The sequence below is a fragment of the Acidovorax temperans genome (assembly GCF_028596105.1).
GTDB classification, from domain to species: Bacteria; Pseudomonadota; Gammaproteobacteria; order Burkholderiales; family Burkholderiaceae_C; genus Acidovorax; species Acidovorax temperans.
The window spans coordinates 714,237-740,966 of the sequence record NZ_CP117193.1 but is presented as its reverse complement, the minus strand read 5'-3'; the positions used below and the strand labels follow the sequence as shown (position 1 = coordinate 740,966).

Genomic DNA, 26,730 nt, shown 5'->3' with positions numbered 1-26,730 from the left:
CGATTGCCCTGGCGCCCGCTAGGGATGTCCTGCATAACCCTCGCGAGTCGGTGGTAGTGCGGATCGGGATAGGCTGCAAGGCGTCTTTTTGCAGCCAATAGCCGGGCTATTGGCAAGAAAAGCAACGCAGCGGACTGCCCGAGGCCGCGCTATCACGGACCGCAGGGAGTTATGCAGATGGCATGGACGTCTCCACCTACACCGCCGTCGGCCTGTGACCCGATACAAGGTGGGGCCTGGCGGTAACGGCATCAAAGTGCCAAAGTGGAAGTTCGTCGCAACCACCTTTGAACCGGAGGCCCCACCATGCAATTTACTGCAACGCTGCCAGTCATCGGAATGGATATTGCCAAGCACGTGTTCCAGCTGCACGTCGTGGATGCCGAGACAGGCGAGGTCACCCGGCACAAGCTCAGGCGTGATCGAGTAACCACCTTCTTTGCCAATCGTCAGAAGTCGCTCGTCGCGATGGAGGCTTGTGGCGGTGCGCACCACTGGGCCAGAACGCTGCAGACACTGGGACATGAGGTCAAGCTGCTGCCCGCCAAGCATGTTCGTGCCTTTGTGCTGCGCGACAAGACTGACGCCCGTGATGCCCAGGCCATCTGGGTAGCGGCCCAGCAACCTCACATCAAGGCCGTACCTGTCAAGAACGAGCAGCAGCAAGCCTGTCTGACACTGCACCGCATGCGCGCTCAGCTCATGAAGGTGCGCATCATGCAAACCAACGCGCTGCGCGGGTTGCTCTACGAGTTCGGAATCGTGCTGCCTGAGGGGCACCGGGCATTATAAACTCGGCATGATTTATTCATGAACTTTTGTAGATTGCGTGAGTCGAACGTTCATGGAAAAAGAAGATGCACGCAAGCAGTCGCGGGAAGTGCTGCATGAACGGCGCAAGCAGGTCATTCGCTTGCATCGAAAAGGTGTTGGCGTGATGCAGATCGTTGAGCAAACCGGGCTCAGTTGGTCTGGGGTTAACACTGCACTGCGCCTGTTCGAGCAAGGCGGTGCGGCCGCACTCAAGCCCCACGCCAGGGGAAAGAAACCAGGTAGTGGACGCAGCCTGAGCACTAAGCAAGAGCGCGTGATTCGAATGACCATCATCGACAAACGCCCAGAGCAGATCAAGATGGAGTTCGCGCTTTGGAGTCGGCCCGCAGTGCGCGAACTCATTGAACGCGACCTGGGGATCAAGCTGTCTGTGCGGGCGGTGGGCGACTATCTGGCACGCTGGGGTTTTACACCGCAAAAGCCGATCAAGAAAGCCTACGAGCAGCGGCCCGAGGCCGTCCAGGCCTGGCTCGAAGATGAATACCCCACCATTGAGGCCAGAGCCAAGCGTGAAGGCGCAGAAATTCATTGGGGTGACGAAACAGCGCTGGTCAACACGGATGTGCGTGGCAGAAGTTACGCACCTGCGGGCCAAACACCAGTGACGCGCGCAGTCGGCGGAACGCGGCAAAAGCTCTCCATGATTGCCACCGTCACCAACCAGGGCAAAACGCGCTGGATGATCATTGACGAGGCGTTCAATTCAGACAGGCTGATCGAGTTCATGCAGGCCTTGATCAAGGAGTCGCAGGGCAAGAAGATATTCCTGATTCTGGACAACCTGAGGGTGCACCACAGCAAGCCAGTCAAGGAGTGGGCGACACAGCACAAACAGGACATTGAATTGTTCTACCTGCCCAGCTACAGCCCTGAGCTCAACCCAGAGGAGCGGCTGAACGCAGATTTGAAGCATGCGATTGGCAGCAAGGTTCCGGTGCGAACCTAGGCCAGGCTGTGCGCTGCAGCGACAGAGCACATGACGATGCTGGAGAACACGCCAGAGCGGGTCAAGAAGTACTTTGGCGACAAACATGTCGCCTATACGGCCTCATGAATAATTCCCGCCGGATCAATAATCAAGATCGTTCAGGACGCACTGGCCAAAGCCCAGGAACAGCGGCTGCCAGAAGTGGTGGTCGTCAGCATTCAGGATCAACTGCGTCGTATCGACAGCCTGCAGTGCGATATCGATCAGCTGGACAAACGGCTGGCCTCGATGGTCAAGCAAAACCAGCACATGCTGGCACTGCAAGCCATACCGGGCATCGGTCCGTTGACGGCGACAGCCTTGGTATCTACTGCAACCGACCTATCCAGCTTCGAGTCCGGCAGGCAATTCGCTGCCTGGTTGGGTCTGACGCCCCGACAGACTGGCACCGGAGGGAAGACCCGGCAGTTGGGGATCTCCAAACGCGGAGACCCTTATGTGAGGACCATGCTGATGCATGGCGCTCGCGCCGTGATTGCCAGGAGTCAGCGAAGCGGCTGGATCGAGAGACTGTTACTGCGCCGCCCATACAGCGTGGTGGTCGCGGCGCTGGCCAACAAGCTGGCCCGAACAGTCTGGGCAGTCCTGGTCAAAGGCAAGGCCTTTGACCAGATGAAGTGGAATCCGGTCGAGCTCGCCGCAGCCTGAGACCACCACAATGAACTGAGAACACCAAACGCCAGGAAACCGTTTTGAAGGAGAGCACGCAAGAAGCTTGTGTGATGGGTCAACAGGTTAAACCGGGGTGGGGGCAATCCGATAGGGATACAGGGCATCAAGCCCGATGTGCAGACAGGAGCCTCACCCGCGAATGCCATCAGGGCCAGCAGGACGAACACCCTGCACCGACAGGCCGTATGTAAGACTGCAAACCCTTCAGACCTTCACGCCGCCCAATCTTGCTCTTCTGGAGACGTCCATGTAAGGACATCCCTAGGGCGCAGGCGGCTCGGCAGGCTGGGCCTGCAACTGTGCATCACACCCAACGCCCGCCGCAATCCACCGGCGGGCCAGGGCTGCCAGTGCGCGCAGCGCCCAGGGCTGCTGCCACCCGGTCACGCTGGCCGGGTCTGCCACCACGCCACACAGGTAGCGCTTTGCATCCTCATCCCAGCGCAACGCGGCGCAAGCACCACGACGGCGGCGCGATACCAGCACCCCCAGCGGGCAGGGCTCTGCCAGGCAACACAGGCCGCAGCCGTTGCACGATTCGCCCTCGGCTGGCTTGGGCGGTGCCGCAGGCTGCAGCCACACGACGGGCGCAGAAGGCTGGGTCATGCCAAGGCAACGCCCAAAAGGGCTGGCGTGAAAGAGACGATGGGCATGGAAGGCGAGGCAATCAGAGCAGCGTCTGGCGACACTGCAGCAGCCCCAGATCATGCCCCGCGCAAGGGTGCAGCAAAAGCCGCCAACCCCAAAAAAAGACCCCAGCTATTGCGGAAATAGCTGGGGCGAAGAGGCCGGTCAGAAGGGAGGAGAGAAGAACCGGCCCGAGGGGGACAAGAGACAAGAGAGACAAGGAAGGTGCCCTACCCCGCACTGCAGCGCTGTGGGCACCGTCGGGCCAAAGCCCGATCAGCAGCCGCTAGGGCGGCCCGTGCGCATGGGCACGATACCGCTCACCTTGAGCGTGGCGCCGGAGCCGTCGCTGGCCGTCAGGGTCTTGCTGGTAAAGCGCACGCGGTCGCTTTCGCGCTCCACCGCGGAGTCCACCGCCTCGCCGCTGGCGTATTCCTTGCCGGCAAATGTCATGAACACCTGGTAGGTGACGGTGCCGTTGACCTGGTAGCGGATATCGCCGAACGCGGTGGCATCAGAGCCAACCTTGTTGGCACCGTCGAACTTGAACGTGCACACCTCGGGCGATGAACCCACGGGGTTCTTCTTGTCCACATCGGTGATGTTCAAGGAGCCATTGCCGTAGATGCCGTTGAGACCGTCCACGGTGGAACTGGTCACGGTGAGCACGCCTGGCTCGTTGCTGGGGATGGGGTCATCGTCATTGCCGCCACCGCAAGCGACCAGCAGAACGGAGGATGCAGCGAGGGCCAGGCAGGTTTTGAAGGAGGAGTTCATCTCAGTGGGTCCGTCTGGCGGCCGGGGTTGGTTGGCAGTGGGGTCATCGTAAAAATGCCACTGCACCGCCCACGTCCGACAACGGCAGCACCAGCCGTAGGACGGCACCGCACGCGCCGGGGGCGCGGCCGCCGTCGCCGGCCAGCGCCAGCTCAGCGCCAGCTCAGCGCCAGCCCAGCGCATGTTCAGCGTGCCAGCACCGGCCCCAGCGCCTTGCCCGTGTGCGTGCCCAGGCGCACCAGATCCTCGGGCGTGCCGGTGGCCACGATGCGGCCGCCGTCCTTGCCGCCTTCGGGGCCCAGGTCGATGATCCAGTCGGCCTCGGCGATCACGTCCAGGTCGTGCTCGATGACGACCACGCTGTGCCCGCCATCGACCAGGCGGTGCAGCACGCGGATGAGCTTGTGCACGTCGGCCATGTGCAGGCCCACGGTGGGCTCGTCGAGCACGTACAGGGTGTGCGGGGCTTTCTGGCCCCGGCGGCCCACCTCGTCGCGCACTTTGGTCAGCTCGGTCACCAGCTTGATGCGCTGCGCCTCGCCGCCACTAAGCGTGGGCGAGGGCTGGCCCAGGGTGAGGTAACCCAGGCCCACGTCTTTGAGCAGCTGCAGCGGGTGCGCAATGCTGGGCATGCTGGCGAAGAACTCCACCGCCTCGTCCACCTCCATCTGCAGCACATCGCCAATGCTCTTGCCGCGCCAGGTCACGGCCAGGGTTTCGGGGTTGAAGCGCGCGCCGTGACAGGTTTCGCAGGGCACCTTCACATCGGGCAAGAAGCTCATCTCGATGGTGCGCACGCCCGCGCCTTCGCAGCTGGGGCAGCGGCCTTCGCCGGTGTTGAAGCTGAAGCGCCCGGCAGCGTAGCCGCGTGCCTTGGCTTCCAGCGTTTCGGCAAACAGCTTGCGGATGGTGTCCCAGAAACCGATGTAGGTGGCGGGGCAGCTGCGCGGGGTTTTGCCGATGGGGGTCTGGTCCACCTCCAGCACGCGGTCAATGGTTTCAAAGCCTGCCAGCCCGGTGCTGCCCACGAGGGCCGGAGCCTTGCCTGCGTCCATGGCATCACGGCCCGCTTTGGTACTGCGCTGCTGCACCCAGGCCTGCACGTTGGTCAGCAGCACATCGCGCGCCAGGGTGGATTTGCCGGAGCCGCTCACGCCCGTCACAGCCACCAGTCGGTTCAGCGGCACGGCCACATCCACCTTCTGCAGGTTGTGCAGGTGCGCGCCGTGCAGGCGCAGCCAGTGCGGGGGCTTGTCGGCACCCTTGTCTGCATCTTTTGGGCCTGTAGCGCTTTGTGGATGAGCGCTGGTAGCTACTAAATCAATAGCACCTACCACCCGGCGAGCCTGGAGCGGGTGGCGCATGGCGTGCAGCAGGTAGCGGCCGGTTTGCGAATCCTCTGCGGCCTGCACATCGGCCACTCTGCCCTGCGCCACCAGGCGGCCGCCGCGTTTGCCGGCGCTGGGGCCAATGTCGATGATGTGGTCGGCGCGGCGGATGGTGTCTTCATCGTGCTCCACCACCACCAGCGTGTTGCCCTTGTCGCCCAGCTTGTGCAGGGCGTTGAGCAGAATCTGGTTGTCGCGCGCGTGCAGGCCGATGGTGGGTTCATCCAGCACGTAGCACACGCCCTGCAGGTTGCTGCCCAGTTGCGCCGCCAGGCGAATACGCTGGGCCTCACCCCCGCTGAGCGTGGGCGCGCCCCGGTCCAGGGTGAGGTAGCCCAGGCCCACTTCTTCCAGAAACTCCAGGCGGCTCTGAATCTCGGGCACCAGGTCGCGGGCGATGTCGGCCTCGCGTTGCGTCATGCCACCTGCGGCCCGCAGGCCCTCCACCCAGCGGCGCACATCGCTGACAGAGAGCGCGGCAATGTCGGCAATGCCCACGTCCGCAAACTTGACGGCGCGGGCCGTGGCGTTCAAACGCGTGCCCTGGCAGGTGGGGCAGACGGTGGTGCCGTCCAGGTCTTCCACCTCGGGCTCGGCAAAGGTCTGCTCGCGGCCTTTTTCCTTGTCGGCCAGCACCGAATCATCAAACACCTTGCGCTGTTCTTTAGTGAGCTTGACGCCCGTGCCCACGCAGTCGGGGCACCAGCCGTGCTTGCTGTTGTAGCTGAACAGGCGCGGGTCCAATTCAGCGTAGCTGGTGGCGCACACCGGGCAGGCGCGTTTGGTGGAGTACACCTGCAAATGCCCGATGCCCGCGGTGGGCGCACCGCTTTCCATGGCTGCGGCCAGGGTGCCGATGCTGGAGAGGACATGCACCACGCCCTTGCCGTGGGTCAGCGCATCGGCCAGCGCGGCGCGGAGCTGGGCTTCATTCTCGGGCGAGACATCGAGGCTGGCCACGGGCAGCTCGATGGTGTGTTCCTTGAAGCGGTCGATGCGCGGGAAGTTGGTGGTGGGCAGGAAGTTGCCATCCACCCGCAGGTGCGTGTAGCCGCGTGGGCGCGCCCAGTCGGCCAGCTCGGTGTAAACGCCCTTGCGATTAACCACCAGCGGGGCCAGCAGGCCGATGTGCTGGCCGCGGAACTGCGTGAGCAACTGCGCAGCAATACTCTCGGGCGTTTGCGGCTGCACGGCAGCGCCGTCGTGCACACAGTGCTGCGTGCCGAGCTTGACGTACAGCAGGCGCAGAAAGTGCCACACCTCGGTGGTGGTGCCCACGGTGGACTTGCGCCCGCCGCGCGACAGGCGCTGCTCAATCGCCACGGTGGGCGGAATGCCGTACACCGCATCCACCTCGGGCCTGCCTGCGGGCTGCACGATGCTGCGGGCGTAGGCGTTGAGGCTTTCAAGGTAGCGGCGCTGACCTTCGTTGAACAGGATGTCGAACGCCAGCGTGGACTTGCCCGAGCCGCTCACGCCCGTCACCACGTTGAACTTGCCACGCGGAATGTCCACACTCAGGTTCTTGAGGTTGTGCTCCTTGGCGTTGACGATTTCAATGGCGTTTTTAGCCTGATTGACCTCTGGCGCTTTACCAGCAAGCGCAAGCAGCTCCTTTTTTCGTAGCGCTGCGGCTTTTTCGTGCACCGAATGGCCGCCCACGCCCAGCGCCAGCTCATAGTCGCGCAGCGCCTGGCCGGTGTGCGATGTGGCGTGCTCGCGCACGTCTTCGGGCGTGCCTTCGGCCACGACCAAACCACCGCCCTCCCCGCCTTCCGGGCCCAGGTCGATGAGCCAGTCGCTGGCGCGGATCACGTCGAGGTTGTGCTCGATGACGATGAGCGAGTGCCCGGCCTCCAGCAGCTTGCGCAGCGCGCGCATGAGCTTGGCAATGTCGTCGAAGTGCAGGCCGGTGGTGGGCTCGTCAAACAAGAACAGCGTGCCTTTGCGGGCCACGTTCTGGCGCGACTTGGCAGCGGTCTTGGCCGCCTCGGCAAGAAAGCCCGCCAGCTTGAGGCGCTGCGCCTCGCCACCGCTGAGGGTGGGCACGGGCTGGCCCAGCGCCACGTAGTCGAGGCCCACATCCACAATGGGCTGCAGGGCACGCACCACGTCCTTGTCGCCTGCGAACAGGGCCACGGCCTCGGCCACGGTGAGTTCAAGCACATCGGCCACGTTCAGTGTTTTGCCGCCACGTTCGATGGTGATTTCCAGAATCTCGGGGCGGTAGCGCTTGCCATCGCAATCGGGGCAGCGCAGGTACACGTCACTCAGGAACTGCATTTCCACATGCTCAAAGCCCGAGCCCCCGCAGGTGGGGCAGCGCCCGTCACCGCTGTTGAAACTGAACTTGGCCGCCGTGTAGCTGCGCTGTTTGGACAGCGGTGCGGTGGCAAACAGCTCGCGAATGCTGTCCCACGCGCCCACGTAGCTCACGGGGTTGGAGCGCGCCGTCTTGCCGATGGGCGACTGATCCACAAACACCACATCGGCCAGGTGGTCCCCGCCCAGCAGGCGGTCGTGTGCGCCGGGGGCTTCGGTGGCCTTGCCAAAGTGGCGCATCAGCGCGGGGGCGAGCACGTCCTGGATCAGGCTGGACTTGCCCGAGCCGCTCACGCCCGTCACCGTCACCAGCCGCTGCAGCGGAAATTCGACCGACACATCCTTCAGGTTGTGCTCCCGCGCGCCTTCCAGGATGAGACGAGGGGTCGAATCGGTGACCATGCGCTTGAAGCCAAAGCCCACCTGCTTGCGCCCGCCCAGGTAGTTGCCGGTGAGGGTGTCCGCCTGGCGCAAATCGGCCGTGGTGCCGTCAAACACAATGCTGCCGCCCTTGCGGCCGGGGCCGGGGCCCATGTCGATCATGCGGTCGGCCGCCAGCATCACGGCGGGGTCGTGCTCCACCACCACCAGGGTGTTGCCCGCATCGCGCAGGCGCAGCATGGCCTCAGTGATGCGGTGCATGTCGCGCGGGTGTAGGCCAATGCTGGGCTCGTCCAGTACAAACAAGGTGTTGACCAGGCTGGTGCCCAGGGCGGTGGTGAGGTTGATACGCTGCACCTCCCCGCCGCTCAATGTACGGCTTTGCCGGTCGAGCGTGAGGTAGCCAATGCCCACATCACACAGGTACTTGAGGCGTGTGGTAATTTCTTCGTGCAGCAGTTTCAGCGCCTGGGCGTCGCCGCCCTTGGCATCGTCGCCCACCGGCAACTGCATGCGCGCAAAGAACTGGCGCAGGCGGTCGATGGGCAGCAGCATCAGGTCGTGCAGGCACAGGCCGGGCAAGGCTTCGAGCTGCGCACGCGACCACTGCACACCTTGGGGCATGAAGCGTTGGAACTCTGCGCCCCCACGCTCGGCACTTTCGTGTCCTCGCTGCCCCCCAAGGGGGCTGCCATTGCTTGGGGCGGCCCGGCGCTGCGGCGGGTCCATCACCGCATCGGCGTCTTCCTTGCGGCCGATGCGCCAGAGCAGGCTTTCCGTCTTGAGCCGCGCACCGGCGCACACCGGGCACGGCGTGTAGCTGCGGTACTTGGACAGCAGCACACGGATGTGCATCTTGTAGGCCTTGCTCTCCAGGTAATCAAAAAAGCGCTGGATGCCGTACCACTGCTGGTTCCATTTGCCGTTCCAGTTCGGCGATCCTTCAATCACCCACTTCTTCTGCTCGGCCGTGAGCTGGTACCAGGGCGTGTCACGCGGAATGCCTGCGGCCTCAGCATGGCGCATGAGGTCGTCTTGCGCCTCTTGCCAGGCGGGCGTCTGGATGGGCTTGATCGCGCCCGAGCGTAGCGTGAGCTTGTCGTTGGGGATGACCAGGCCCCAGTCCACCCCGATCACCCGGCCAAAGCCCCGGCAGGTGTCGCACGCGCCCACGGCGGAGTTGAACGAGAAGGCGGAGGGGATGGGTTCGCTGTAGCGCAGGTCGCTGTCGGGGCAATGCAGGCCGGTGGAGAAGCGCCAGAGTTCGGGCTCGCCTTCATCCACCAACCGGTACACATTTAGCCGCCCGCTGCCGCGCTTGAGCGCCACTTCAATCGCCTCGATCACACGCGCCTTCTCGGCATTGCCCAGCCTGAAGCGGTCTGCCACCACATCCAGCAGCTTGCGCGGGCCGGTAGGTGTGGCTACTTCGCGCTCAGCCTGCACCTTGGTGAAACCACTGGCCGACAGCCATTGCTCGACCTGTTCGGCGCTGGTGTTGGCAGGCAACTCGACCGGGAAGGTCAACACAATGCGTGGGTCACCCGCTGCGGCGGAGCGCTGCTGCAGCTCGGCGTAAATGGTCTCTGGCGAATCGTGCCGCACGGGTTGCGCAGTCTGCTTGTCAAACAGCTGGCCCGCGCGCGCAAACAGCAGCTTGAGGTGGTCGTTCAGCTCCGTCATCGTGCCCACGGTGGAACGGCTGGAGCGCACGGGGTTGGTCTGGTCGATGGCGATGGCGGGTGGAACGCCCTCCACGCGGTCCACCGCGGGCTTGTCCATGCGGTCCAGAAACTGGCGCGCGTAGGCGCTGAAGGTTTCCACGTAGCGGCGCTGCCCCTCGGCGTACAGCGTGTCAAACACCAGACTGGATTTGCCCGAGCCGCTGGGGCCCGTCACCACCGTCAGCTCGCCGGTGCGGATGTCCAGGTCCAGGTTGCGAAGGTTGTGCTGGCGTGCGCCACGGATGCGAATGGTTCCCTGGGTCATGGAGGCAGTCTTTCAGGAATAAGGCCGAACATTCTAGGCAGCGCCTGCTGACAACGCAGTGGCAGCAGGTTGCAACCCTTGACGGTACTGCGGTGTTAGCTCGGCCCGCGTCAGTGCGCAGCCCAACACCAAGACGGCATCCCTGCCCAATCCGCCCTGAATAACGTGCGGCCCTGGGGAGTTACGGAGGAGAAACAGGACTCCGCTACAGCAGCGACAACAAAAATTCACCAGGAGAGACAAGCCATGCACGCCTTGAAGAAATGCTGGATCGCCGCAGCCCTCTGCGCCACGCTGGGGGCCGCCCAGGCCCAATTGCTGGTGGGGCAGACCGCAGGTTTCACCGGGCAGGTGGCTGCAGGGGTGAAAGAAGCCTCTGATGGGGCGAAGCTCTACATTGACATGGTCAACGCCAAGGGCGGCGTCAACGGCCAGAAGATCGAGCTCATCGCGCTGGACGACAAGTTCGACCCCAAGCTCGCTGCCGAAAACGCGCGCAAGCTGATCGAAGAAAACAACGTGCTGGCGCTGTTCCTGAACCGGGGCACCCCCCACACCGAAGCCATCATCCCGCTGCTGGACAAGCATGGCGTGCCGCTGGTGGGCCCATCCACCGGGGCCATGGTGCTGCACCAGCCAGTGCGCAAGCATGTGTTCAACGTGCGCGCCACCTACCAGCGTGAAGCCGAAAAGGCCATGACCCACCTGGCATCCATGGGCATCACACGCATTGGCGTGGTCTATGCCGATGACAGCTTCGGTGCCGATGGCCTGGCGGGCGCACAAAAGGGACTGGTGGCCGCCAAACTCACGCCGGTGCTGCAAGAAAAGTTTGACCGCGCCAAGCCCGACTTTGCGCCCATTGCCGCCAAGCTGACCAAGGCAGACGCGCAGGCGGTGCTGATCATTGCCTCGGGCTCGTCCGTGGTGGAGGCCAGCAACGCCATTCGCGGGGCAGGCTCCGCCGCGCAGATCGTGACCTTGTCGAACAATGCCTCTACCGGCTTCATCAAGAGCATGGGCGCCAACGCACGCGGCGTCATCGTGACCCAGGTCTACCCCAATGAACGCGCAGTAACGTACCCCATGGTGAAGGAAGCCCAGGACCTGGCGCGTGCCCAAGGCCTGGGCGATATCAGCCCCGCCATGCTGGAAGGCTTTGCCGCTGCCAAGGTGCTGGTGGAAGGACTCAAGCGCGCAGGCCCCAAGCCCACCCGCGAGAAGGTGCAAGTGGCGCTGGAGAGCCTGCGAAAGTTTGACCTGGGTGGGCTGGAAGTCACTTACGGCCCCGACGATCACACAGGTCTGGACTTTGCCGATCTGTCCATTATCGGCACGGACGGCAAGTTCAGACGCTGAAAACTGAAGGTTGAGGGCGTGTTCACAGAGAATCGTTAACAGACCCCCACCGCAGGCTGGCGGCTTGCTGACAGCCCAAACCCTTACGGAAGGTCGGTGTCACTCTTTGTAAATACACTGCGGACTCCCGCAGACAAGACAAAGGAGACATCCCCATGAAGCCATCCCTTCCGTGGTTGCGCACCAGCCTGGCGCTGGCGTTGTGTGCCTGGGGCGCATGCCAGGCCCAGATCCTGATTGGGCAGACGGTGGGGGTCACAGGCTCCGCCGCCGCCACGGTGCAAGAAGCATCCCAAGGTGCCTCGCTGTACCTGGACCATGTCAACGCCAAGGGTGGCGTGGGCGGGCAGAAGATTGAGCTGCTGACGCTGGACGACAAGTTCGACACCAAGCTGACGCTGGACAACGCACGGGTGCTGATCGAGCAAAAGGGTGTGCTGGGCCTGTTCATGACACGGGGCACCCCCCACACCCAGGGTATCTTGCCGCTGCTGGAGCAGCATGGCGTGCCTTTAGTGGGGCCATCGACGGGCGCCATTGCCCTGCACAAGCCTGTGCACAAGTACGTTTTCAACGTGCGCGCCCCATACCAGCATGAGGTAGAAAAGGCCATCTCGCACCTGAACACCTTGGGCGTCAAGCGCATTGGCGTGGTGCATGTGGACGACACCTTCGGCTCGGATGCGCTTGCGGGGGCCATGTCAGGCTTCAAGGCGAACCAGCTGGAAGCCTTGTTTGTGGAGAAGTTTGACCGCACCAAGCCAGACTTCACGGCACTGGCACCCCGCGTAGCGCAAAAGCAGCCCCAAGCCGTGGTGTTTGTGGGCACAGGAGCGGCTGTGGTGGATGGCATCAAGGCGCTGCGCGGCGCGGGCGTGACGGCGCAGATCGTGACCTTGTCCAACAACGCCTCGGGCGGCTTCATCAAGGCTTTGGGCGATAGCGCACGGGGGGTCGTGGTGACCCAGGTGCTACCGTCCGAGCGTTCGCTCAACTACCCGCTGGTCAAGGAAGCCATGGATTTGGCCAAAGCCAAGAACCTCCCGGATCTGACCCCGGCCATGCTGGAAGGCTTTGTCAGCGCCAAGGTGCTGGTCGAAGGCATCAAGCGCGCAGGCCCCAAGCCCGACCGGACCAAGCTGCAGGCGGGCCTGGAAAGCATCAAGAAGCTGGACCTGGGTGGGCTGGAGTTGTCTTACAGCGCCACCGACCATTCGGGGCTGGACTTTGCAGACTTGGCCATCATTGGTGCCGACGGCAGATTCAAACGCTGACACAGCTTCAGGCAGCGCGCCACGCTAACGCATGGCATGACCACTGAGCAATCAAAAGGCCCGCGTCCTGGGTGGACGCGGGCCTTTTTCATAGGGTCATGCGCGCAACGCAGACGACCTGCGCTGACGCTACATAGGCGCGTCAGGGCGCACTGGCGGCTGGGGCGGGTGTGCTGGCGGCCGCAGCAGGCTCGGGCGCATGCACGGCGTCAGCACCGTGCTTTTCTCCCCCCATGTCTGCCTTGTCCCCGGCCTTGATGATCACAAAAATCGACAGCGCCGCAAACAGGGCAAAACCAACAGCAATCTTCCACATACATATCTCCTGAGATGGGGTTGTTCAACGAAGAGGCCTGTGGCGGTGTCTTGCCACCCAAAGCCTCTTGATTCAACACAGGGCCTGCGTGCAGCAGGCCCTGTACTCAGAGCGCATCAGCGCATGGCTCAGTCGTTGGCGTAGATGTCCACGTCCTTGGTTTCCTTGATGAACAGGCCACCGATCACCACCGTGGCACCAGCAATGATGATGGGGTACCACAGGCCGTTGTACATGTTGCCGGTCTGGGCCACGATGGCAAACGCTGTAGTGGGCAGCAAGCCACCGAACCAGCCGTTACCGATGTGGTAGGGCAAGGACATCGATGTGTAGCGGATGCGGGTGGGGAACATTTCGACCAGCATGGCGGCGATGGGGCCGTACACCATGGTCACCAGCAGCACCAGGTACACCAGGATGGCCGTGACCATGACCTTGTCGATGCGGGCCGGGTCGGCCTTCGTGGGGTAGCCGGCGGCCTTGAGCGCATCGGCCACGGCCTTCTTGAACTCGGCGTCCTTCTTCTTGGCTTCGTCAGCGGGAAGGCCCTTGCTGCTGTAGCTGGTGATGGAGGTTTCGCCGATCTTGATCACAGCAGGGGTGCCTGCTGCGGCAGGGGCGTTCTCGTAGCTCACCGAAGCGCCCGCCAGCACCTGCTTGGCGATGTCGCACGAACTGGTGAACTTGACGGTGCCGGTGGGGTTGAACTGGAACGAGCACTCGTTGGGGTCGGCCACCACCACCACCTTGTTCTTGGCCTGGGCTTCAGCCAGGGCGGGGTTGGCCGCCTTGGTCAGTGCACCGAACACGGGGAAATACGTGAGGGCCGCCAGCAGGCAGCCTGCCAGGATGATGGGCTTGCGGCCGATCTTGTCGGACAGGGCACCGAACACGATGAAGAACGGCGTGCCGATCAGCAGCGAAACGGCCACAAGGATGTTGGCGGTGGCGCCATCGACCTTCAGCGCTTGCGTCAGGAAGAACAGGGCATAGAACTGGCCCGTGTACCACACCACGGCCTGACCGGCGGTCAGACCCACCAGTGCCAGGATCACGATCTTGAGGTTCTTCCACTCACCAAAAGACTCTTTGAGAGGTGCCTTGGAGGTCTTGCCCTCGGCCTTCATTTTCTGGAATGCAGGGGATTCGTTCATGGCCAGGCGAATCCACACCGAAATGGCCAGCAGCAGGATCGACACGATGAACGGGATGCGCCAGCCCCAGTCGGCAAAGGCTTCTTCACCCAGCACGGTACGGGTGCCCAGGATCACCATCAGCGACAGGAACAGGCCCAGCGTGGCAGTGGTCTGGATCCAGGCCGTGTAGGCGCCGCGCCTGCCGTGCGGGGCGTGCTCGGCCACATAGGTGGCAGCACCGCCGTATTCACCGCCCAGTGCCAGGCCTTGCAGCAGGCGCAGCACGATCAGGATGGTGGGGGCCGCCACGCCGATCGACGCATACGTCGGCAGGATGCCCACGATGAACGTGGACAGGCCCATGATCAGGATGGTGACCAGGAACGTGTACTTGCGGCCGATCATGTCGCCCAGGCGGCCGAAGAAGATGGCGCCGAACGGACGAACAATGAAGCCCGCGGCAAAAGCCAGCAGTGCAAAGATGAAGGCCGAACCCGCATCCAGGCCACTGAAGAACTGCTTGGCAATGATGGCTGCCAGCGAACCGTATAGATAAAAGTCGTACCACTCGAAAACGGTGCCGAGGGACGAAGCGAAGATGACCTTCCTCTCTTCGGGCGACATCGGCCGCGGTGCGGGATGGGTTGTTGCCATGGTGTGTGTCTCCTGTGTAGGTGTTTTCGGATGCGAAAAAGGCGTTACACCGAAATGCCCTCACCGCTCCGTGGGCCGCAATATCAGAGTCTCATCTGACCCAAAACTGACAAAGTCATACCGCCATTGAAAGCGCAGCTGCGACTAACAGACGGCCCCCTCGATCCGATCAGTGCCAACCCTGATCTCTTTTTTCTTGATGCGAGAAACAGGCCACACGGCGCCAACAAATGTCGCCCCAGACCGCTATGGGCGACGCCGAGGATTCGGGTAAGTCCCGACTGCACATCTCCGGGACAACCCTGCCAAGGACAAACCCCTAGTCAAACGCAATGCGTGCGTAAGTGGCCGGTCAGTCCCCGTTTTCAGAATCCATTCCTACATGCAGAGGCTGCCGAGCGGCTCTGCAGACGATCCTGAAACCTCTGGAGATAACCATGACCGACCCCGTGGCAGAAAGAATTCAAAGCCACCCAAAGTACCTGGAACTCAAGCGTGAGCGCAACCGTTTTGGCTGGCTGCTCACCATGTTGATGCTCTTTGTTTACTACGGGTACATCGCGCTGATCGCGTTCAACAAGCCGTTTCTGGCCCAGCCCATCGGCAACGGCGTGACCACACTGGGCGTGCCACTGGGGTTCGGCGTCATCGTGTTCACGATCGTCATCACAGGCATCTATGTGCGCCGCGCCAATGGACGCTATGACGCCCTGACCCAAGCCATTCTCAAGGACGCCGCCCGATGAAAACGCGCAACATCACTTCTGTAGCAGCCGTTCTGGCCGCCCTGAGCCTGGGTACGCTGGCGCACGCTGCGGGCGGCGACGTGGGCGAAGCCGCCAAGCAATCGACCAACTGGACTGCGATTGCCATGTTCGGTCTGTTCGTGGCTGGCACGCTGTGGATCACCAAATGGGCCGCCGCCAAAACACGGTCTGCCGCTGACTTCTATACCGGCGGCGGTGGCATCACCGGTTTTCAGAACGGTCTGGCGATTGCAGGCGACTACATGTCTGCCGCATCGTTCCTGGGCATTTCCGCCGCCGTGATGGCTAGTGGCTATGACGGCCTGATCTACTCCATCGGCTTCCTGGTGGGCTGGCCCGTCATCACCTTTTTGATGGCCGAGCGGTTGCGCAACCTGGGCAAATTCACGTTTGCCGATGTGGCAGGCTATCGCTTTCAGCAAACGCCTATCCGCGCCTTTGCCGCCAGTGGCACGCTGGTGGTGGTGGCGTTCTACCTGATCGCCCAGATGGTGGGCGCAGGCCAACTCATCAAACTGCTGTTCGGCCTGGACTACTGGATCGCCGTGGTGCTGGTGGGCGGCTTGATGATGGTGTATGTGCTTTTCGGCGGCATGACGGCCACCACCTGGGTGCAAATCATCAAAGCCTGCCTGCTGCTGGCGGGCGTGACCTTCATGGCCTTCATGGTGATGGCGCAGTTCGGCTTCAGCCCCGAAGCATTGTTTGCCAAAGGCGTGGCTGTGAAGACATCCATTGCTGCCAACTCTGGCAAGCCCGCTGAAGAAGCCGCCAAGATCGGCTTGGCCATCATGGGCCCCGGTGGCTTCATCAAAGACCCCATCTCCGCCATCAGCTTCGGCATGGCCTTGATGTTCGGTACCGCCGGCCTGCCCCACATCCTGATGCGCTTCTTCACCGTGCCCGACGCGAAGGAAGCCCGCAAGAGCGTGTTCTGGGCCACCACCTGGATCGGCTACTTCTACGTGCTGATCTTCATCATCGGTTTCGGCGCCATCACCCTGGTGCTCACAAACCCCGAGTTCTCTGACACCGTGACGGGTGTCATCAAGGGCGGTGCAGGCACAGCCAATATGGCTGCCGTGCTGGTGGCCAAGTCCGTGGGTGGTGATGTGTTCTACGGCTTTATCTCGGCTGTGGCTTTCGCCACCATTCTGGCTGTGGTGGCAGGCCTGACACTGTCGGGCGCATCGGCCGTGTCGCACGACCTGTACGCCACCGTGTTCAAGAAGGGCAAGGCTGACAGCGCCGCAGAACTGCGCGTATCGCGCATCACCACTCTGACGCTGGGCGTGGTAGCCGTGGTGTTGGGCATCGTGTTCGAGAAGCAGAACATTGCCTTCATGGTGTCGCTGGCCTTTGCGATTGCGGCTTCTGCCAACTTCCCGGTGCTGTTCATGAGCGTTTTGTGGAAGGACTGCACCACCAAGGGCGCCGTGATCGGCGGCTTCATGGGCCTGGTGTCGTCGGTGGGCCTCACGGTGGTGTCACCCTCGGTGTGGGAAGCCGTTCTGGGCAACCCCAAGGGAAGCGCCCTGTTCCCCTACACATCCCCAGCGCTGTTCTCCATGGCCATCGGCTTTGCAGGCATCTGGATCTTCTCCTTGCTCGACCGCAGCGCCAACGCGCAACGTGAACGTGCAGCCTTCCCGGCGCAGCAAGTGCGTTCGGAAACCGGCCTGGGTGCGGCCGGTGCCTCGGGTCACTGACGACAAGACTCGGTGGGCGGTGTTATCCATCTTTTGAGACACCGTCCACAGCATCCTCTCCGCGCGGATCGCTTGCGCGGATAGCTCGGGCCCCATGCGGCCCGGCATTTGCAGCAACGCAAAACTTCCCCGCTTCAAAACTCACTTCACCTACCCGGGGCTTTTTTCGTCTGCGTGTTGCATTGCATCGAAAAACGGTGCAACGGTACGCTACTAACCTCCTGTGCATGAGTTCTTGGCAGCGCGGTTGGGAAGGCATGCGCAGAACCCCAGCGATGACGGACTCAGGCCACACCGCACGCAACCACGGCAATACAGGCCATTGCACCGTGTACCGCAATGTCACGCTCCAAGACCATGCTGGCCAGAGGCTTTAGCCAACGGTGGCGTGGAACGGGAACGGGAACGGTGGAATCTTATGACAACACCCGGAGTCTTCAAACCTCCAGAGTTCTGCATTACAAGCCAATCTATGGCCTGTAATACAAAAAGCCCCGCATCCCAAAAGGATGCGGGGCTTTTATCTAAAAGACCAATGCCGGCGGCCTAAACCACCAGCAAGAAAGTCCAATTAGAAGTTGTGGCGGACACCAACGGCCACGGAGCTGAAGTCAGAGCCAGAGGGTGTTGCTGCATTATTCAACGTATAACGAGCACCACTGCTGTTGCTCACGCGGGTGTAATAACCATACACCTTGGTACGCTTGCTCAGGTTGTAGTTGTAACCCAAGGTGTATTGGGTGGCGTCGCTGTCGGGGGTGTTCTTATATTCACCAGCACGGCCCACATTCACGTGGAATTCGGAGGCACCCAGGTTGTAAGCACCAGCCAAACGGAAGCTGTTGCGCTTGCCACTTGCCCATGAATGGCCATTTTCATCACGCTGCACGTAGCCCCCAACGGTGAAAGCACCGAAGGTGTACAGAGCGCGCACTGCGAACTGGTTCACGTCGCCTTGCTTGGAGTAGCCAGCACCCAGGGCCAGGGCACCCAGGTTGTAGTTGGCAGCCAGGTCATAGGCGTTCTTGCCGCCCACAGCTTGCTCGTGCAGAGCCACAGCAGCGTCAACAGTCAGGCCGCCGAAAGTGGGAGTGCGGTAAGCAATCTTGTTGGCACCGGGCATCACGTATGCGTAGAAAGCATCGGACGACGAACCGGTTTCATGGTTGTGCATGCTGACGTAGTCAGCAATTGCGAAGTAGGACTCAGCAATGAAATTGCCCAAACGGACAGTACCGAAGCCGCCGGACAGGTTCACTTCGCTTTGACGGCCGAAGAAAGTTGTAGCGGATGCGCCGGTATCAGAGTTGAAACCGCTTTCCAGTTGGAAGCCAGCCTTCAGGCCGCCACCCAGGTCTTCCGTGCCCTTGAAGCCGAAACGCGAGGCGTTGTTGAACAGGCCAGTCGTCTTGACGTTGCCCACTTCTTGGCGTTCCACGGTGGTGTTCACGCGACCATACAGGGTCACGCTGCTTTGAGCGAAAGCAGCGGTGCTGCCCAGGAGAGCCAGCACAGCCAGTGCCAAACGATTCGTCTTTTGCATGAGGGTTCCTTGTTTGCTTTTAGTCCATCAGGAGGAGTGGCATTGCAGCTTCACTGAGGTCGCCAGCAAACGCTGTCACTACAACTACACAAATTTTAGGTGTTGCGCCCCTCCGGACTAAGTGCAGATTCCTATTTGCTCAGCAATTTATGCATATAAGCAACATTTTCAGAACCTGCCGTCAACAAACAGCCATATTTTCCTGGTGGCTCCATGTTTTTAAGGTGCCGGATGCTCTGGCGGGCTCGAGCATTCGCCCAAGGCATCTACCGGTGACGCAAATGACGCAATTTGATGAATGCCAGCGCCGCCATCACAGCATCGTTCAGGGCATCGTGGGCTTCACGCTGGGGCAGATCCAAGTCTTTCATTAATGTCGCCAGGCGCAGATCGATATCGGCGTTGTCGTGCTGCTGGTAAGGCGGCAGTTGCTGGAACTTGTAGTCGTAATACAACGCGGAAACTTCGATGCAGGGCTGGGGCAGGCCAATGCCCAGCAGCGGGCGCACGGCGCGGTTGAGCATCGCCACGTCAAACTCCAGGTAGTACCCCACCAGAGGGCGGCTACCGATAAAAGTGAGCAGTTGCTCCACTGCCACCGACAGCGGCAGGCCCTCGGCCAAGTCCTGGGTGCGCAGCCGGTGGATGCGCACGCTGTTGGCAGATACCGCGCGCTCGGGCCGAACCAGCAGTTCCAGGCGTTCGCTGGTCACGATGCGGTCGCCCTCGATGCGCACTGCGCCGATCGAGACGATTTCGTCGGTGCGCACATCCAGTCCGGTGGTTTCGCAATCCAGCGCCACCCATTCGTGGGGCGGAGGGGGTTGCAGTAGCGATGCAAAGCGCGGGGCACGCAACCGATGGGCTAGCCACCGCCGCCGCAGGGTCGCCCAGCCCGGGAACAGCGCGGGGCGAAGTCCATCTCCCGCCCCCCACGTGTCCACCGCGCCCATCACAAGGCCCCCAGATGAAAACGAGTGCGCAGCAGTTGCTGAAAGCGCTTGACCACACCCAACGCGTCCTTGAGCAGATCCCTGTCGAGGCTGCTGAGCTGCTGCACCACCACGGTGCCGCTCACCGGCCGCGACTGTTCCTGCTCGGCCAGGCCCGCCTTCAGCTTGAGCGCCATGAACACGTGCAATGCCTCGGCCAAATCCTCGCCTTCGCCCAGCGACAGTGCCCCCAGGCCGACCAGCGCCTGCACACGTGCAGCGGTGGACGTGGCCCGGACCTGGTGCGCCAGCGCCAGGCTGCGCACGCCATGCACCAGCGGGAAAAGGCCCGCCTTTTTCAGGTGCAGCGGTGGCGGCGCTTCGCCCAGCGAAAACAGCTTGCTGAGCCAGCCCGCATGGGCCTCGAACGCATCGATGGCGGCAGCGAAGCGCCCCAGCAGCGCGTCGTTGTCGGTCGCCAGCTGGTGCAGGCTGTCGCTGACCTGGGCGAGCAGCGCCGCGTCGCCGGCCACCGCGTGAGCGTCCATGAAGATCGCCAGGTGCATGAGGTGGTCCCCGCCCGGCTGCCACACCCACTCGCGCAGCGTGGCAGCAAAGTCGTGCGCGGTGCGCCGCCAGGCCGGGTTGCTGAGCATGATGCCGCCGGGGCATGGCGGGTAGCCGAACACACTCAGCGCCGCCGAAAAGCGTTCGCAGATGGCAGGCAGATCAGCGGGCGGTTCGTAGCCGTCGCGCAGGATGAGGCCGTTGTCCTGGTCGGTCTTGAGCAATTGCTCGCCCCGGCCCTCGCTGCCCATCACGAACAGGCAGCTGTTGGCCACCAGATCAGCTGGTGCAATGATCTGCCAGGCCCGCTCAAACAGGCGGGCGTTGAGCTGCTGCACCAGCCGCGCAATCAGCTCCACCCGCGAGCCACTGCGAAACAGCAGCGCAATCACTTTGGTGATCTGCCCCGCGGCAGAGGCGAGACTGTCCAGGTCACGCGCCTGCTCAATCTGCAAGGTCACGATGTGCGACTGGTTGGAGAGGTAGCTGAGCAAATCCAGTGCCTCCAGCACGCCTAGCATCTGGCCGCCCTCTTCCACCACCAGCCGGTGGATGCGGTGGCGCAGCATGGTGGCCATGGCGTCGCCCAGCAACTCGGTCGAGCGGATTTCGATCAGCGGGTAGCGTGCCCAGTCGCCCACCGGCATGGTCTGCAGGGGCCGCCCGTCCAGAATGGCCTGCTGCAGCAAGGTACGGCTGAAAATGCCCTTGCGCCCGCCCACCGCGTCCAGCACCACCACGCTGGAGGTGCGCTGCTCGCGCATCAGCCGCACCACACTCAGGATGTCAGTCGCCGCATCGACGCTGTGCACCGGGCGCAAGAAGGCCTCGCCCACGCGCGAGATGCTCAGCGACGGCAGTTCGCGCGGCTGCTGGCGTTCTGCCAGCACACTGAGTTTGTGGCCCAGGTCGGCAAACAGCAGCGCACCAAAGGTGGCGTTGCTGGCAATCAGCTCGATCACCGTCTGGCGCGCCAGCTGGTAGGCCACCACTTCTTGCGCCGCCACAAAGCGGCTGCTGACGCGCCCGGCCACCAGGCTGCGCCCGTCAAAGCAATCGTCCGGCCCCAGCGTGGCCACCACCTCGCCCTCGTCCATCTGCTGCACGTAGCCTTTGACGATGACGAACAGGTGCGACGGCGTGGCGCCGGGCTCCAGAATCACGGCCTGCTGCGGAAAGTAGGCGATGTCCACACTGCCGCGCACCTGGCGCCGCTCGTCCGGGTCCAGGCAGTCGAACGGTGACAACGAAAACGGGAATGCGTTGGGCATGCGCAGCGGCCTCCATCGGAACGGGTCCGGATGGCTTCATTCCACCACTGCGCGCTTGCAGGGGGCTTGCAACAGCGCAGTTTCAAGCCATGGCTTGGCCCACACCGCAGACCGACTTGAACAAAATCGGCCTCCAGCGCTTTATTAGCGAGCGCCACCAGCTATCAAATCAATAGCAAATCAACCCTTGGCGGCTGGCGCCAACCCTGATGGCACCTGCGCCACCGCATCCCACTGCGGGCCGTCGAACCAGGCATCGCCCGCCAAGTACGCGCGCAGCATGGGCAAGCCATCGAGCCCCCAGAACAGCTTTCCGTCCACCTCAAAGGCGGGCACGCCAAACACCCCGGCGGCCTGGGCGGCTTCGGTGTTGGCGCGCAGCAGAGCTTTGGGGCCATCGCTGTGCATGTCCTGCCCTGGGCGAATCTGCTCGCTGAGTTGCTCAGCCAGCACGCGCAGGCGCTCGGCATCCAGCGCGTCATGCCCGCCCTGCCACACATGACGCAGCAACGCACCGGCCACAAAGCGGTTGATGCAGCCGTCGTCACTGCAGGCAAGTGCCTGGCGCAGCAAGGGCAGCGGGTTGAACGGGTGGCGTGCAGGCATCTGCAGCGGTGTGCCTTGCGCGTGGCCAAGCCAGGTCACATGGCGGTAGGTCCAGTCGCGCTTCGGGGCAATGCCTGCGGGCCCTGGGTTGGCGTGCTGTTGCAGCAACGCGCCCAGCAGCACGGGTTTGTAGGAAACGCTGTAGCTCAGCCCCTCCAGCGCATCGGGCAGGCGCTCGTACGCCAACCCGGCGTAAGGCGAAACAAAGTCCAGATAAAACGTGATGTGCTTCATGGGCTGGGCTCCTGCGCTGCCAAGGGCTGAGCGCAATGAACAAAGGGAATCAGCGGGCCAGGGATTCGGGCACGTCGGCCCCGGCACGCTGCAGCAGTTTGACCCAGATGGCGCGCCGCTGTGCACTGTCGGCGGCCGCCCAGGCGCGGATTTCATCGATAGTGCGAAAGCACCCCTCGCAGCGGCTGCGGTCTTCCGTCATGCGGCACACCGAGATGCAGGGCGAAGGCACCACCTCGTCAGAGTTTTCATCAAAATAGCCCGCTTCGCTCATCAAACGGGCGCGGGCTGCTATCGGTTCAGTAGCACTCATGCGGCACCTGCTCCACTCGCCTGCGGGGCGCTGGCCTGCACCACGTCCACCACGGGCGCGCCCGTCAAACGCTGCAAATCGCTGGGGTGCAGCGGGAACACGCCGTTGGGGTGCCCGGCGGCGGCCCACACCACGTCAAAGCGCAGCAGGTTCTGGTCGATCAGCGTGACGGGCGGCGTGGCGTGCGCCACGGGCGAGACGCCGCCGATGGAAAAGCCGGTGCGCGCCTTCACGAACTCCGCGTCCGCGCGGCCGATCTTGCCGCCCACATGGGCTTCGACCTTCTTTTCGTCCACCCGGCGGTCGCCCGAGGTGACGACCAGCACGGCCGCATCGTCGCTCTTGCGCCGGAAGATGATGCTCTTGGCCACCTGCCCAACCAGGATGCCCAGCGCATCAGCGGCCTGCTGCGCAGTGCGCGCGGCGTCGTCCAGCATCTGCGGCATGTGGGGGTGGTTCAGCGTTTGCAGCGCGGCAGCCACGCGCTGTACGCCCTCGGGAAGATTTGCGGGAATTTTCTCCACGTGCATTCCAGTCTATTCCTGATCAATGGGTACAAAAATTTTGCGCTCTTGGCAGCACCTCTGTGCAACGCCGGATGGACCTCGGCACCAGTCCGCTACAGGTCCGGCTTCGAACGCGCCTGCGCTCGGATCTCACGGACACCCCGGCCCAGTTTCGCGCGCAGCAAAGCTCTGAGCGACACGCCATCAGCGTAACCGACGGCAGCTGCCACACTCTCGATGCTGTCGGTGGTCGTCTCCAACAGGTGGACAGCATGCTGCAGCCGAAGGTTCTGAAAAAAGCCCAACGGTGTCTTCCCGGTGGCCGCCTTGATACGTCGCGACAGGGTTCTGGCGCTCGAATGCACGCTGGATGCTGCGACGGCCAAATCAAAACCTTGGGACAGATGGGAACGAGACCACCGCTCGAACCTTTCAGCCAAGGGGTCCGAGTGCGCTAGATGATCAGGTATGACGAATGCAGCTTGAGAGGCACGTTTCTCCACCAACAAATAGCGTGCCGTCGTCGCAGCCAGCAAGGGGCTGCGGCCATTGACAAGGCTCAATGCCAGATCAACATGGGCCAACGCAGCACCCGCTGTAACAAACGGGTGGGACGTGACGAGCATTCGAGATTCTTCGAGGCCCACATCCTTGTACCGCTGCCTGAAGTGCGGCGCCAGCCACCATGACGTCGTGGCCCGGTGTCCCGCAAGAAGCCCCGCTTCGGCCAGCACAAATGTGGAGGTGCATGCGGCACCGATCAACGCATTGTCCTGCCGGTACTCGCGCAGCAGTCCCTGCGCGTTGCGAACGTCTTTGCTGCCGAGGGCTTCGATCAACTGCGCCGGCTGCTTTGCGCCCAGGGCCGGTACCACCGCCGCATCTGCACGGCCCAGCGTAGAAGGCGCTGCGCATGGGACCTTCAGGCCGTGGGCCGTACTGACATGCCGACGCGCACCCACCAAACATACTTCGAGCGGTTCAACCTTGACGCCGAGCGTCGGAATCAACTCATTCGCCAATGACAGCGTGTCGAGGATGGCCGTGAGGCCGACATCGAAGGCTCCGTCAATCACCAGTATGTGGATGGTCATGGCAAGAATGATATCAAACATGGCAATCAAGCCACTCGCTCGCAGGCGCCAGAAATTCTAAAGTTCGGGCTCCCTCAACAACGTCTCACGACACTGGATTCCATATGACTTCGATTAAAAATGTAGCGGCAACTTTGGCCACATCCCTGGTCATGGCCAGTGGCGGACTTGCCGCCACGAGCGCACAAGCCGAAACCGCTGCCGAGAGCCGTTCCAAGGTGGGCCTCTGGGTCGTACTGAACGCCAAAGCGGGCAAAGAGGAAGCCGTGGCAAAGTTCCTGCTCGGCGGCCGCGCCCTGGTGGGCAATGAACCAGCAACCAACACGTGGTACGCGATTCGCCTCACTCCAAGCCGATTCGCAATTTTTGACACCTTTCCCGACGATGCAGGCCGTGAAGCCCACCTCAGTGGCAAGGTGGCGGCAGCGCTGATGGCAAGCGCACCGGACCTGCTGCAGACCCCGCCCAGCATTGAGAAGATCGACGTCTTGGCCGTCAAGCTCCCTGCGGCGAAATAAGGTCTCCGGGTTCGGCGTCGGTGGCGCCGAATCCGCGCACCTCGGGTCCCAGGGCACAACGCTTTGGGACCCGTGCCGCAATCATGCAACTCTCTTGCTCAATATCGCCGTAGAGACACGCGAATTGGGCTTGCGGCCCAGAAAATCGCTGACAAATTTTCCCGCATCGATGAGCTTGTCAAGATCGATGCCCGTCTCGATGCCCATGCCGTGCAGCATGTAGACCACGTCTTCCGTCGCCACGTTGCCGGTGGCACCCTTGGCATAAGGGCAGCCGCCCAGGCCTGCCACGGACGACTGGTAGTTCCACACGCCCATCTCCAGCGCGGCCAGCGTGTTGGACAGCGCCTGGCCGTAGGTGTCGTGGAAATGGCCCGAGACTTCATCGATGCCAAAGTGCTGCAGCGTCGCCTCCAGCGCGTTTTGCACCTTGCGCGGCGTGCCCACGCCGATGGTGTCGGCCACATCCACGCGCTGTACGCCAATGCCCTTGAGCAACCCAGCCAGGTAGGCCACACGCTCGGTGGCAATATCACCTTCGTACGGGCAGCCCACGGTGCAGCTCATGGCACCACGCACGCGGATGCCTGCGGCCAGCGCAGCTTGCACCACAGGGGCAAAGCGCTCAATGCTCTCGGCAATGCTGCAGTTGATGTTGCGCTGGCTGAAGGCTTCGCTGGCCGAGCCGAAGACGACGATCTCGTCGGGCTTGTCGATCACGGCCGCCTCAAAGCCCTTGAGGTTGGGCGTGAGCACCGAATACGCCACGCCTGGCTGGCGGCTGATGCCCCCCATCACCTCGTGGTTGTCGGCCATCTGCGGCACCCATTTGGGGCTGACGTAGCTGGTGACTTCGATCTCTTTCAAGCCCGCTTGCTGCAGGCGGTGCACCAGCTCTACCTTGACGGCGGCGGGCACGGGGGTTTTCTCGTTCTGCAGGCCGTCGCGGGGGCCCACGTCGATGAGGCGTACGCGAGAAGGAATGGAGGAAGTCATGAAAGGCCTCAACAAATGGAAAACACGCGCAATCAATAGCCGCGTGCGGGGTTGACGATGCCCGCCACGGCCTCGCCGCGCTCCAGCGCCGCCATCTTGCGCGCGATCTGGGCAATGCTCTCGTCACGCAGCGTGCGCGCCGAGGTGTGCGGGGTGATGGTGATGCGGGGGTGGTTCCAGAACGCATGGCCCGCAGGCAGCGGCTCGGCGCGGAACACGTCGAGCGTGGCGCCCGCCACATGGCCGCTGTCGATCAAGGCCAGCAAGTCTTCTTCCACCAGGTGCGCGCCACGTGCCACGTTGATGACATAGGCACCCGGCTGCAGGCGGCCCAGCGTGTCCTGGTTCATGACATTGGCCGTTTCAGGCGTGAGTGGCAGCAGGTTGACCAGCACCCGGCTGGCCGCCAGAAAGTCGTTGAACTGCTCGGCCCCCGTGAAAGCGCGCACGCCGGCTATGGCCTTGGGGGTGCGGCTCCAGCCGTTGATGGGAAAGTCAAACTGCGCCAGCGCCGTGGCCACACGCTCGCCCAGAACGCCCAGGCCCATCACGCCGATGGGAAAGTCGCTGCGCAGGCGCGGCTTGCGGTAGCCCCAGCGGCCTGCCGCCATGTCGGCCTCATAGCCATCGAACTCGCGAAAGTGGCGGATGACCGCGTGGCACACATATTCGGCCATCTGCACGGCCATTCCAGCGTCGTCCAGCCGCACCACCAGCGCCTGGGGTGGCAGGCGTAGCTTGAGCAGCGCATCCACACCCGCGCCGATGTTGAACAGGGCTTTGAGGCCCGCCTGCTCGTCCATGAACTGCTGGGGCGGGGCCCAGACCACGGCATAGTCGGCCTGTGGCGCGCCCGGCTGCCACACGAAAATTTCAGCGCCGGGCAGCACGGCCGCCAGGCCCTGCAGCCAGGGCTCGGCCTTGGTGTCGGTACAGCAAAAGGTGATTTTCATGGCT

The 26,730-nt window shown here is 62.9% G+C and carries 19 protein-coding genes and 3 pseudogenes; 8 read left to right on the top strand and 14 right to left on the bottom strand.

The window, feature by feature from the left end; all coding sequences use genetic code 11:
* Nucleotides 1–306 precede the first annotated feature (306 nt).
* The 3 pseudogenes from PQV96_RS03465 to PQV96_RS03455 form a co-directional block, all read left to right on the top strand.
* Nucleotides 307–789, top strand: a pseudogene (locus tag PQV96_RS03465) (IS110 family RNA-guided transposase); the annotation flags it as partial.
* Nucleotides 790–844: 55 nt separating this feature from the next.
* Nucleotides 845–1,888: pseudogene (locus tag PQV96_RS03460) on the top strand (IS630 family transposase).
* A gap of 3 nt (nucleotides 1,889–1,891) precedes the next feature.
* Nucleotides 1,892–2,470 (top strand): annotated as a pseudogene (locus PQV96_RS03455) (IS110 family RNA-guided transposase); the annotation flags it as partial.
* 285 nt (nucleotides 2,471–2,755) lie between these two features.
* On the opposite strand, the gene PQV96_RS03450 reads toward PQV96_RS03455, so the two are convergent.
* The 3 genes from PQV96_RS03450 to PQV96_RS03440 form a co-directional block, all read right to left on the bottom strand.
* On the bottom strand, nucleotides 2,756–3,100 hold the full coding sequence (locus tag PQV96_RS03450) for a hypothetical protein (protein ID WP_273624581.1): 345 nt from the start codon (nucleotides 3,098–3,100) through the stop codon (nucleotides 2,756–2,758).
* A gap of 297 nt (nucleotides 3,101–3,397) precedes the next feature.
* Nucleotides 3,398–3,898 (bottom strand): hypothetical protein, encoded by a 501-nt coding sequence (locus tag PQV96_RS03445; RefSeq protein WP_207374525.1) that lies wholly within the window; start codon nucleotides 3,896–3,898, stop codon nucleotides 3,398–3,400.
* A 185-nt stretch (nucleotides 3,899–4,083) separates the two neighbouring features.
* The gene (locus PQV96_RS03440) at nucleotides 4,084–9,978 is read right to left on the bottom strand and encodes an excinuclease ABC subunit UvrA (protein ID WP_273624578.1); all 5,895 of its coding nucleotides are present in this window, start codon (nucleotides 9,976–9,978) and stop codon (nucleotides 4,084–4,086) included.
* A 246-nt stretch (nucleotides 9,979–10,224) separates the two neighbouring features.
* On the opposite strand from PQV96_RS03440, the gene PQV96_RS03435 reads away from it, so the two are divergent.
* Together PQV96_RS03435 and PQV96_RS03430 are read left to right on the top strand one after the other, a co-directional pair.
* Complete coding sequence (locus PQV96_RS03435; protein ID WP_273624576.1) at nucleotides 10,225–11,337, top strand: ABC transporter substrate-binding protein; 1,113 nt, start codon at nucleotides 10,225–10,227, stop codon at nucleotides 11,335–11,337.
* A gap of 155 nt (nucleotides 11,338–11,492) precedes the next feature.
* Entirely contained in the window at nucleotides 11,493–12,611 is a 1,119-nt protein-coding gene (locus PQV96_RS03430; RefSeq protein ID WP_198847282.1) for an ABC transporter substrate-binding protein, read from the top strand.
* A gap of 142 nt (nucleotides 12,612–12,753) precedes the next feature.
* Here the strand turns inward: PQV96_RS03430 and PQV96_RS03425 are convergent, their stop codons facing one another.
* Both PQV96_RS03425 and PQV96_RS03420 read right to left on the bottom strand, forming a co-directional pair.
* Complete coding sequence (locus tag PQV96_RS03425) at nucleotides 12,754–12,927, bottom strand: hypothetical protein (protein WP_162995897.1); 174 nt, start codon at nucleotides 12,925–12,927, stop codon at nucleotides 12,754–12,756.
* A gap of 128 nt (nucleotides 12,928–13,055) precedes the next feature.
* Nucleotides 13,056–14,717 carry an MFS transporter gene (locus PQV96_RS03420; protein WP_273624572.1) on the bottom strand — a complete coding sequence of 554 codons (1,662 nt, stop codon included), beginning with the start codon at nucleotides 14,715–14,717 and terminating at the stop codon, nucleotides 13,056–13,058.
* Nucleotides 14,718–15,154: 437 nt separating this feature from the next.
* Here PQV96_RS03420 and PQV96_RS03415 point away from each other — a divergent pair, with 437 nt between their 5' ends.
* Together PQV96_RS03415 and PQV96_RS03410 are read left to right on the top strand one after the other, a co-directional pair.
* Entirely contained in the window at nucleotides 15,155–15,463 is a 309-nt protein-coding gene (locus PQV96_RS03415) for a DUF485 domain-containing protein (RefSeq protein WP_198847284.1), read from the top strand.
* Entirely contained in the window at nucleotides 15,460–17,193 is a 1,734-nt protein-coding gene (locus PQV96_RS03410) for a cation acetate symporter (RefSeq protein ID WP_198847285.1), read from the top strand. The genes PQV96_RS03415 and PQV96_RS03410 overlap by 4 nt, the downstream gene beginning before the upstream one ends.
* A gap of 571 nt (nucleotides 17,194–17,764) precedes the next feature.
* Here PQV96_RS03410 and PQV96_RS03405 read toward each other — a convergent pair.
* From PQV96_RS03405 to PQV96_RS03375, 7 genes are all read right to left on the bottom strand, one after another.
* Nucleotides 17,765–18,736 (bottom strand): porin, encoded by a 972-nt coding sequence (locus PQV96_RS03405; protein WP_273624569.1) that lies wholly within the window; start codon nucleotides 18,734–18,736, stop codon nucleotides 17,765–17,767.
* Nucleotides 18,737–19,002: 266 nt separating this feature from the next.
* Complete coding sequence (locus tag PQV96_RS03400) at nucleotides 19,003–19,689, bottom strand: 3'-5' exonuclease (RefSeq protein WP_273624567.1); 687 nt, start codon at nucleotides 19,687–19,689, stop codon at nucleotides 19,003–19,005.
* Nucleotides 19,689–21,506, bottom strand: a complete 1,818-nt coding sequence (locus tag PQV96_RS03395) for a DUF294 nucleotidyltransferase-like domain-containing protein (RefSeq protein WP_273624565.1) — start codon at nucleotides 21,504–21,506, stop codon at nucleotides 19,689–19,691. The genes PQV96_RS03400 and PQV96_RS03395 overlap by 1 nt, the downstream gene beginning before the upstream one ends.
* Before the next feature lie 180 nt (nucleotides 21,507–21,686).
* Nucleotides 21,687–22,346, bottom strand: a complete 660-nt coding sequence (locus PQV96_RS03390; RefSeq protein WP_273624563.1) for a 2-hydroxychromene-2-carboxylate isomerase — start codon at nucleotides 22,344–22,346, stop codon at nucleotides 21,687–21,689.
* A 49-nt stretch (nucleotides 22,347–22,395) separates the two neighbouring features.
* Complete coding sequence (locus PQV96_RS03385) at nucleotides 22,396–22,659, bottom strand: DUF1289 domain-containing protein (RefSeq protein WP_273624561.1); 264 nt, start codon at nucleotides 22,657–22,659, stop codon at nucleotides 22,396–22,398.
* Nucleotides 22,656–23,189, bottom strand: a complete 534-nt coding sequence (locus tag PQV96_RS03380) for a YbaK/EbsC family protein (RefSeq protein ID WP_273624559.1) — start codon at nucleotides 23,187–23,189, stop codon at nucleotides 22,656–22,658. The genes PQV96_RS03385 and PQV96_RS03380 overlap by 4 nt, the downstream gene beginning before the upstream one ends.
* Before the next feature lie 89 nt (nucleotides 23,190–23,278).
* Entirely contained in the window at nucleotides 23,279–24,280 is a 1,002-nt protein-coding gene (locus PQV96_RS03375; protein WP_242638331.1) for a GlxA family transcriptional regulator, read from the bottom strand.
* Nucleotides 24,281–24,477: 197 nt separating this feature from the next.
* Here PQV96_RS03375 and PQV96_RS03370 point away from each other — a divergent pair, with 197 nt between their 5' ends.
* Nucleotides 24,478–24,777, top strand: coding sequence for an antibiotic biosynthesis monooxygenase (locus tag PQV96_RS03370; RefSeq protein ID WP_207375320.1), 300 nt, complete (start codon nucleotides 24,478–24,480; stop codon nucleotides 24,775–24,777).
* Nucleotides 24,778–24,858: 81 nt separating this feature from the next.
* Here the strand turns inward: PQV96_RS03370 and PQV96_RS03365 are convergent, their stop codons facing one another.
* Nucleotides 24,859–25,773, bottom strand: a complete 915-nt coding sequence (locus PQV96_RS03365) for a hydroxymethylglutaryl-CoA lyase (protein WP_207375317.1) — start codon at nucleotides 25,771–25,773, stop codon at nucleotides 24,859–24,861.
* A 32-nt stretch (nucleotides 25,774–25,805) separates the two neighbouring features.
* A complete protein-coding gene (locus tag PQV96_RS03360) occupies nucleotides 25,806–26,726 on the bottom strand; it encodes a 2-hydroxyacid dehydrogenase (protein ID WP_207375316.1) in 921 nt (306 codons plus the stop codon).
* Between the last annotated feature and the right edge of the window lie 4 nt (nucleotides 26,727–26,730).

Bases quoted from the DNA above. Each gene is read 5' to 3' on its own strand.
- PQV96_RS03435 (WP_273624576.1), top strand. From the start codon at position 10,225: ATGCACGCCTTGAAGAAATGCTGGATCGCCGCAGCCCTCTGCGCCACG.
- PQV96_RS03440 (WP_273624578.1), bottom strand. From the start codon at position 9,978: ATGACCCAGGGAACCATTCGCATCCGTGGCGCACGCCAGCACAACCTT.
- PQV96_RS03405 (WP_273624569.1), bottom strand. From the start codon at position 18,736: ATGCAAAAGACGAATCGTTTGGCACTGGCTGTGCTGGCTCTCCTGGGC.
- PQV96_RS03390 (WP_273624563.1), bottom strand. From the start codon at position 22,346: ATGAAGCACATCACGTTTTATCTGGACTTTGTTTCGCCTTACGCCGGG.
- PQV96_RS03385 (WP_273624561.1), bottom strand. From the start codon at position 22,659: ATGAGTGCTACTGAACCGATAGCAGCCCGCGCCCGTTTGATGAGCGAA.
- PQV96_RS03360 (WP_207375316.1), bottom strand. From the start codon at position 26,726: ATGAAAATCACCTTTTGCTGTACCGACACCAAGGCCGAGCCCTGGCTG.
- PQV96_RS03400 (WP_273624567.1), bottom strand. From the start codon at position 19,689: ATGGGCGCGGTGGACACGTGGGGGGCGGGAGATGGACTTCGCCCCGCG.
- PQV96_RS03430 (WP_198847282.1), top strand. From the start codon at position 11,493: ATGAAGCCATCCCTTCCGTGGTTGCGCACCAGCCTGGCGCTGGCGTTG.
- PQV96_RS03415 (WP_198847284.1), top strand. From the start codon at position 15,155: ATGACCGACCCCGTGGCAGAAAGAATTCAAAGCCACCCAAAGTACCTG.
- PQV96_RS03450 (WP_273624581.1), bottom strand. From the start codon at position 3,100: ATGACCCAGCCTTCTGCGCCCGTCGTGTGGCTGCAGCCTGCGGCACCG.
- PQV96_RS03375 (WP_242638331.1), bottom strand. From the start codon at position 24,280: ATGTTTGATATCATTCTTGCCATGACCATCCACATACTGGTGATTGAC.
- PQV96_RS03365 (WP_207375317.1), bottom strand. From the start codon at position 25,773: ATGACTTCCTCCATTCCTTCTCGCGTACGCCTCATCGACGTGGGCCCC.
- PQV96_RS03410 (WP_198847285.1), top strand. From the start codon at position 15,460: ATGAAAACGCGCAACATCACTTCTGTAGCAGCCGTTCTGGCCGCCCTG.
- PQV96_RS03445 (WP_207374525.1), bottom strand. From the start codon at position 3,898: ATGAACTCCTCCTTCAAAACCTGCCTGGCCCTCGCTGCATCCTCCGTT.
- PQV96_RS03380 (WP_273624559.1), bottom strand. From the start codon at position 23,189: ATGCACGTGGAGAAAATTCCCGCAAATCTTCCCGAGGGCGTACAGCGC.
- PQV96_RS03395 (WP_273624565.1), bottom strand. From the start codon at position 21,506: ATGCCCAACGCATTCCCGTTTTCGTTGTCACCGTTCGACTGCCTGGAC.
- PQV96_RS03425 (WP_162995897.1), bottom strand. From the start codon at position 12,927: ATGTGGAAGATTGCTGTTGGTTTTGCCCTGTTTGCGGCGCTGTCGATT.
- PQV96_RS03420 (WP_273624572.1), bottom strand. From the start codon at position 14,717: ATGGCAACAACCCATCCCGCACCGCGGCCGATGTCGCCCGAAGAGAGG.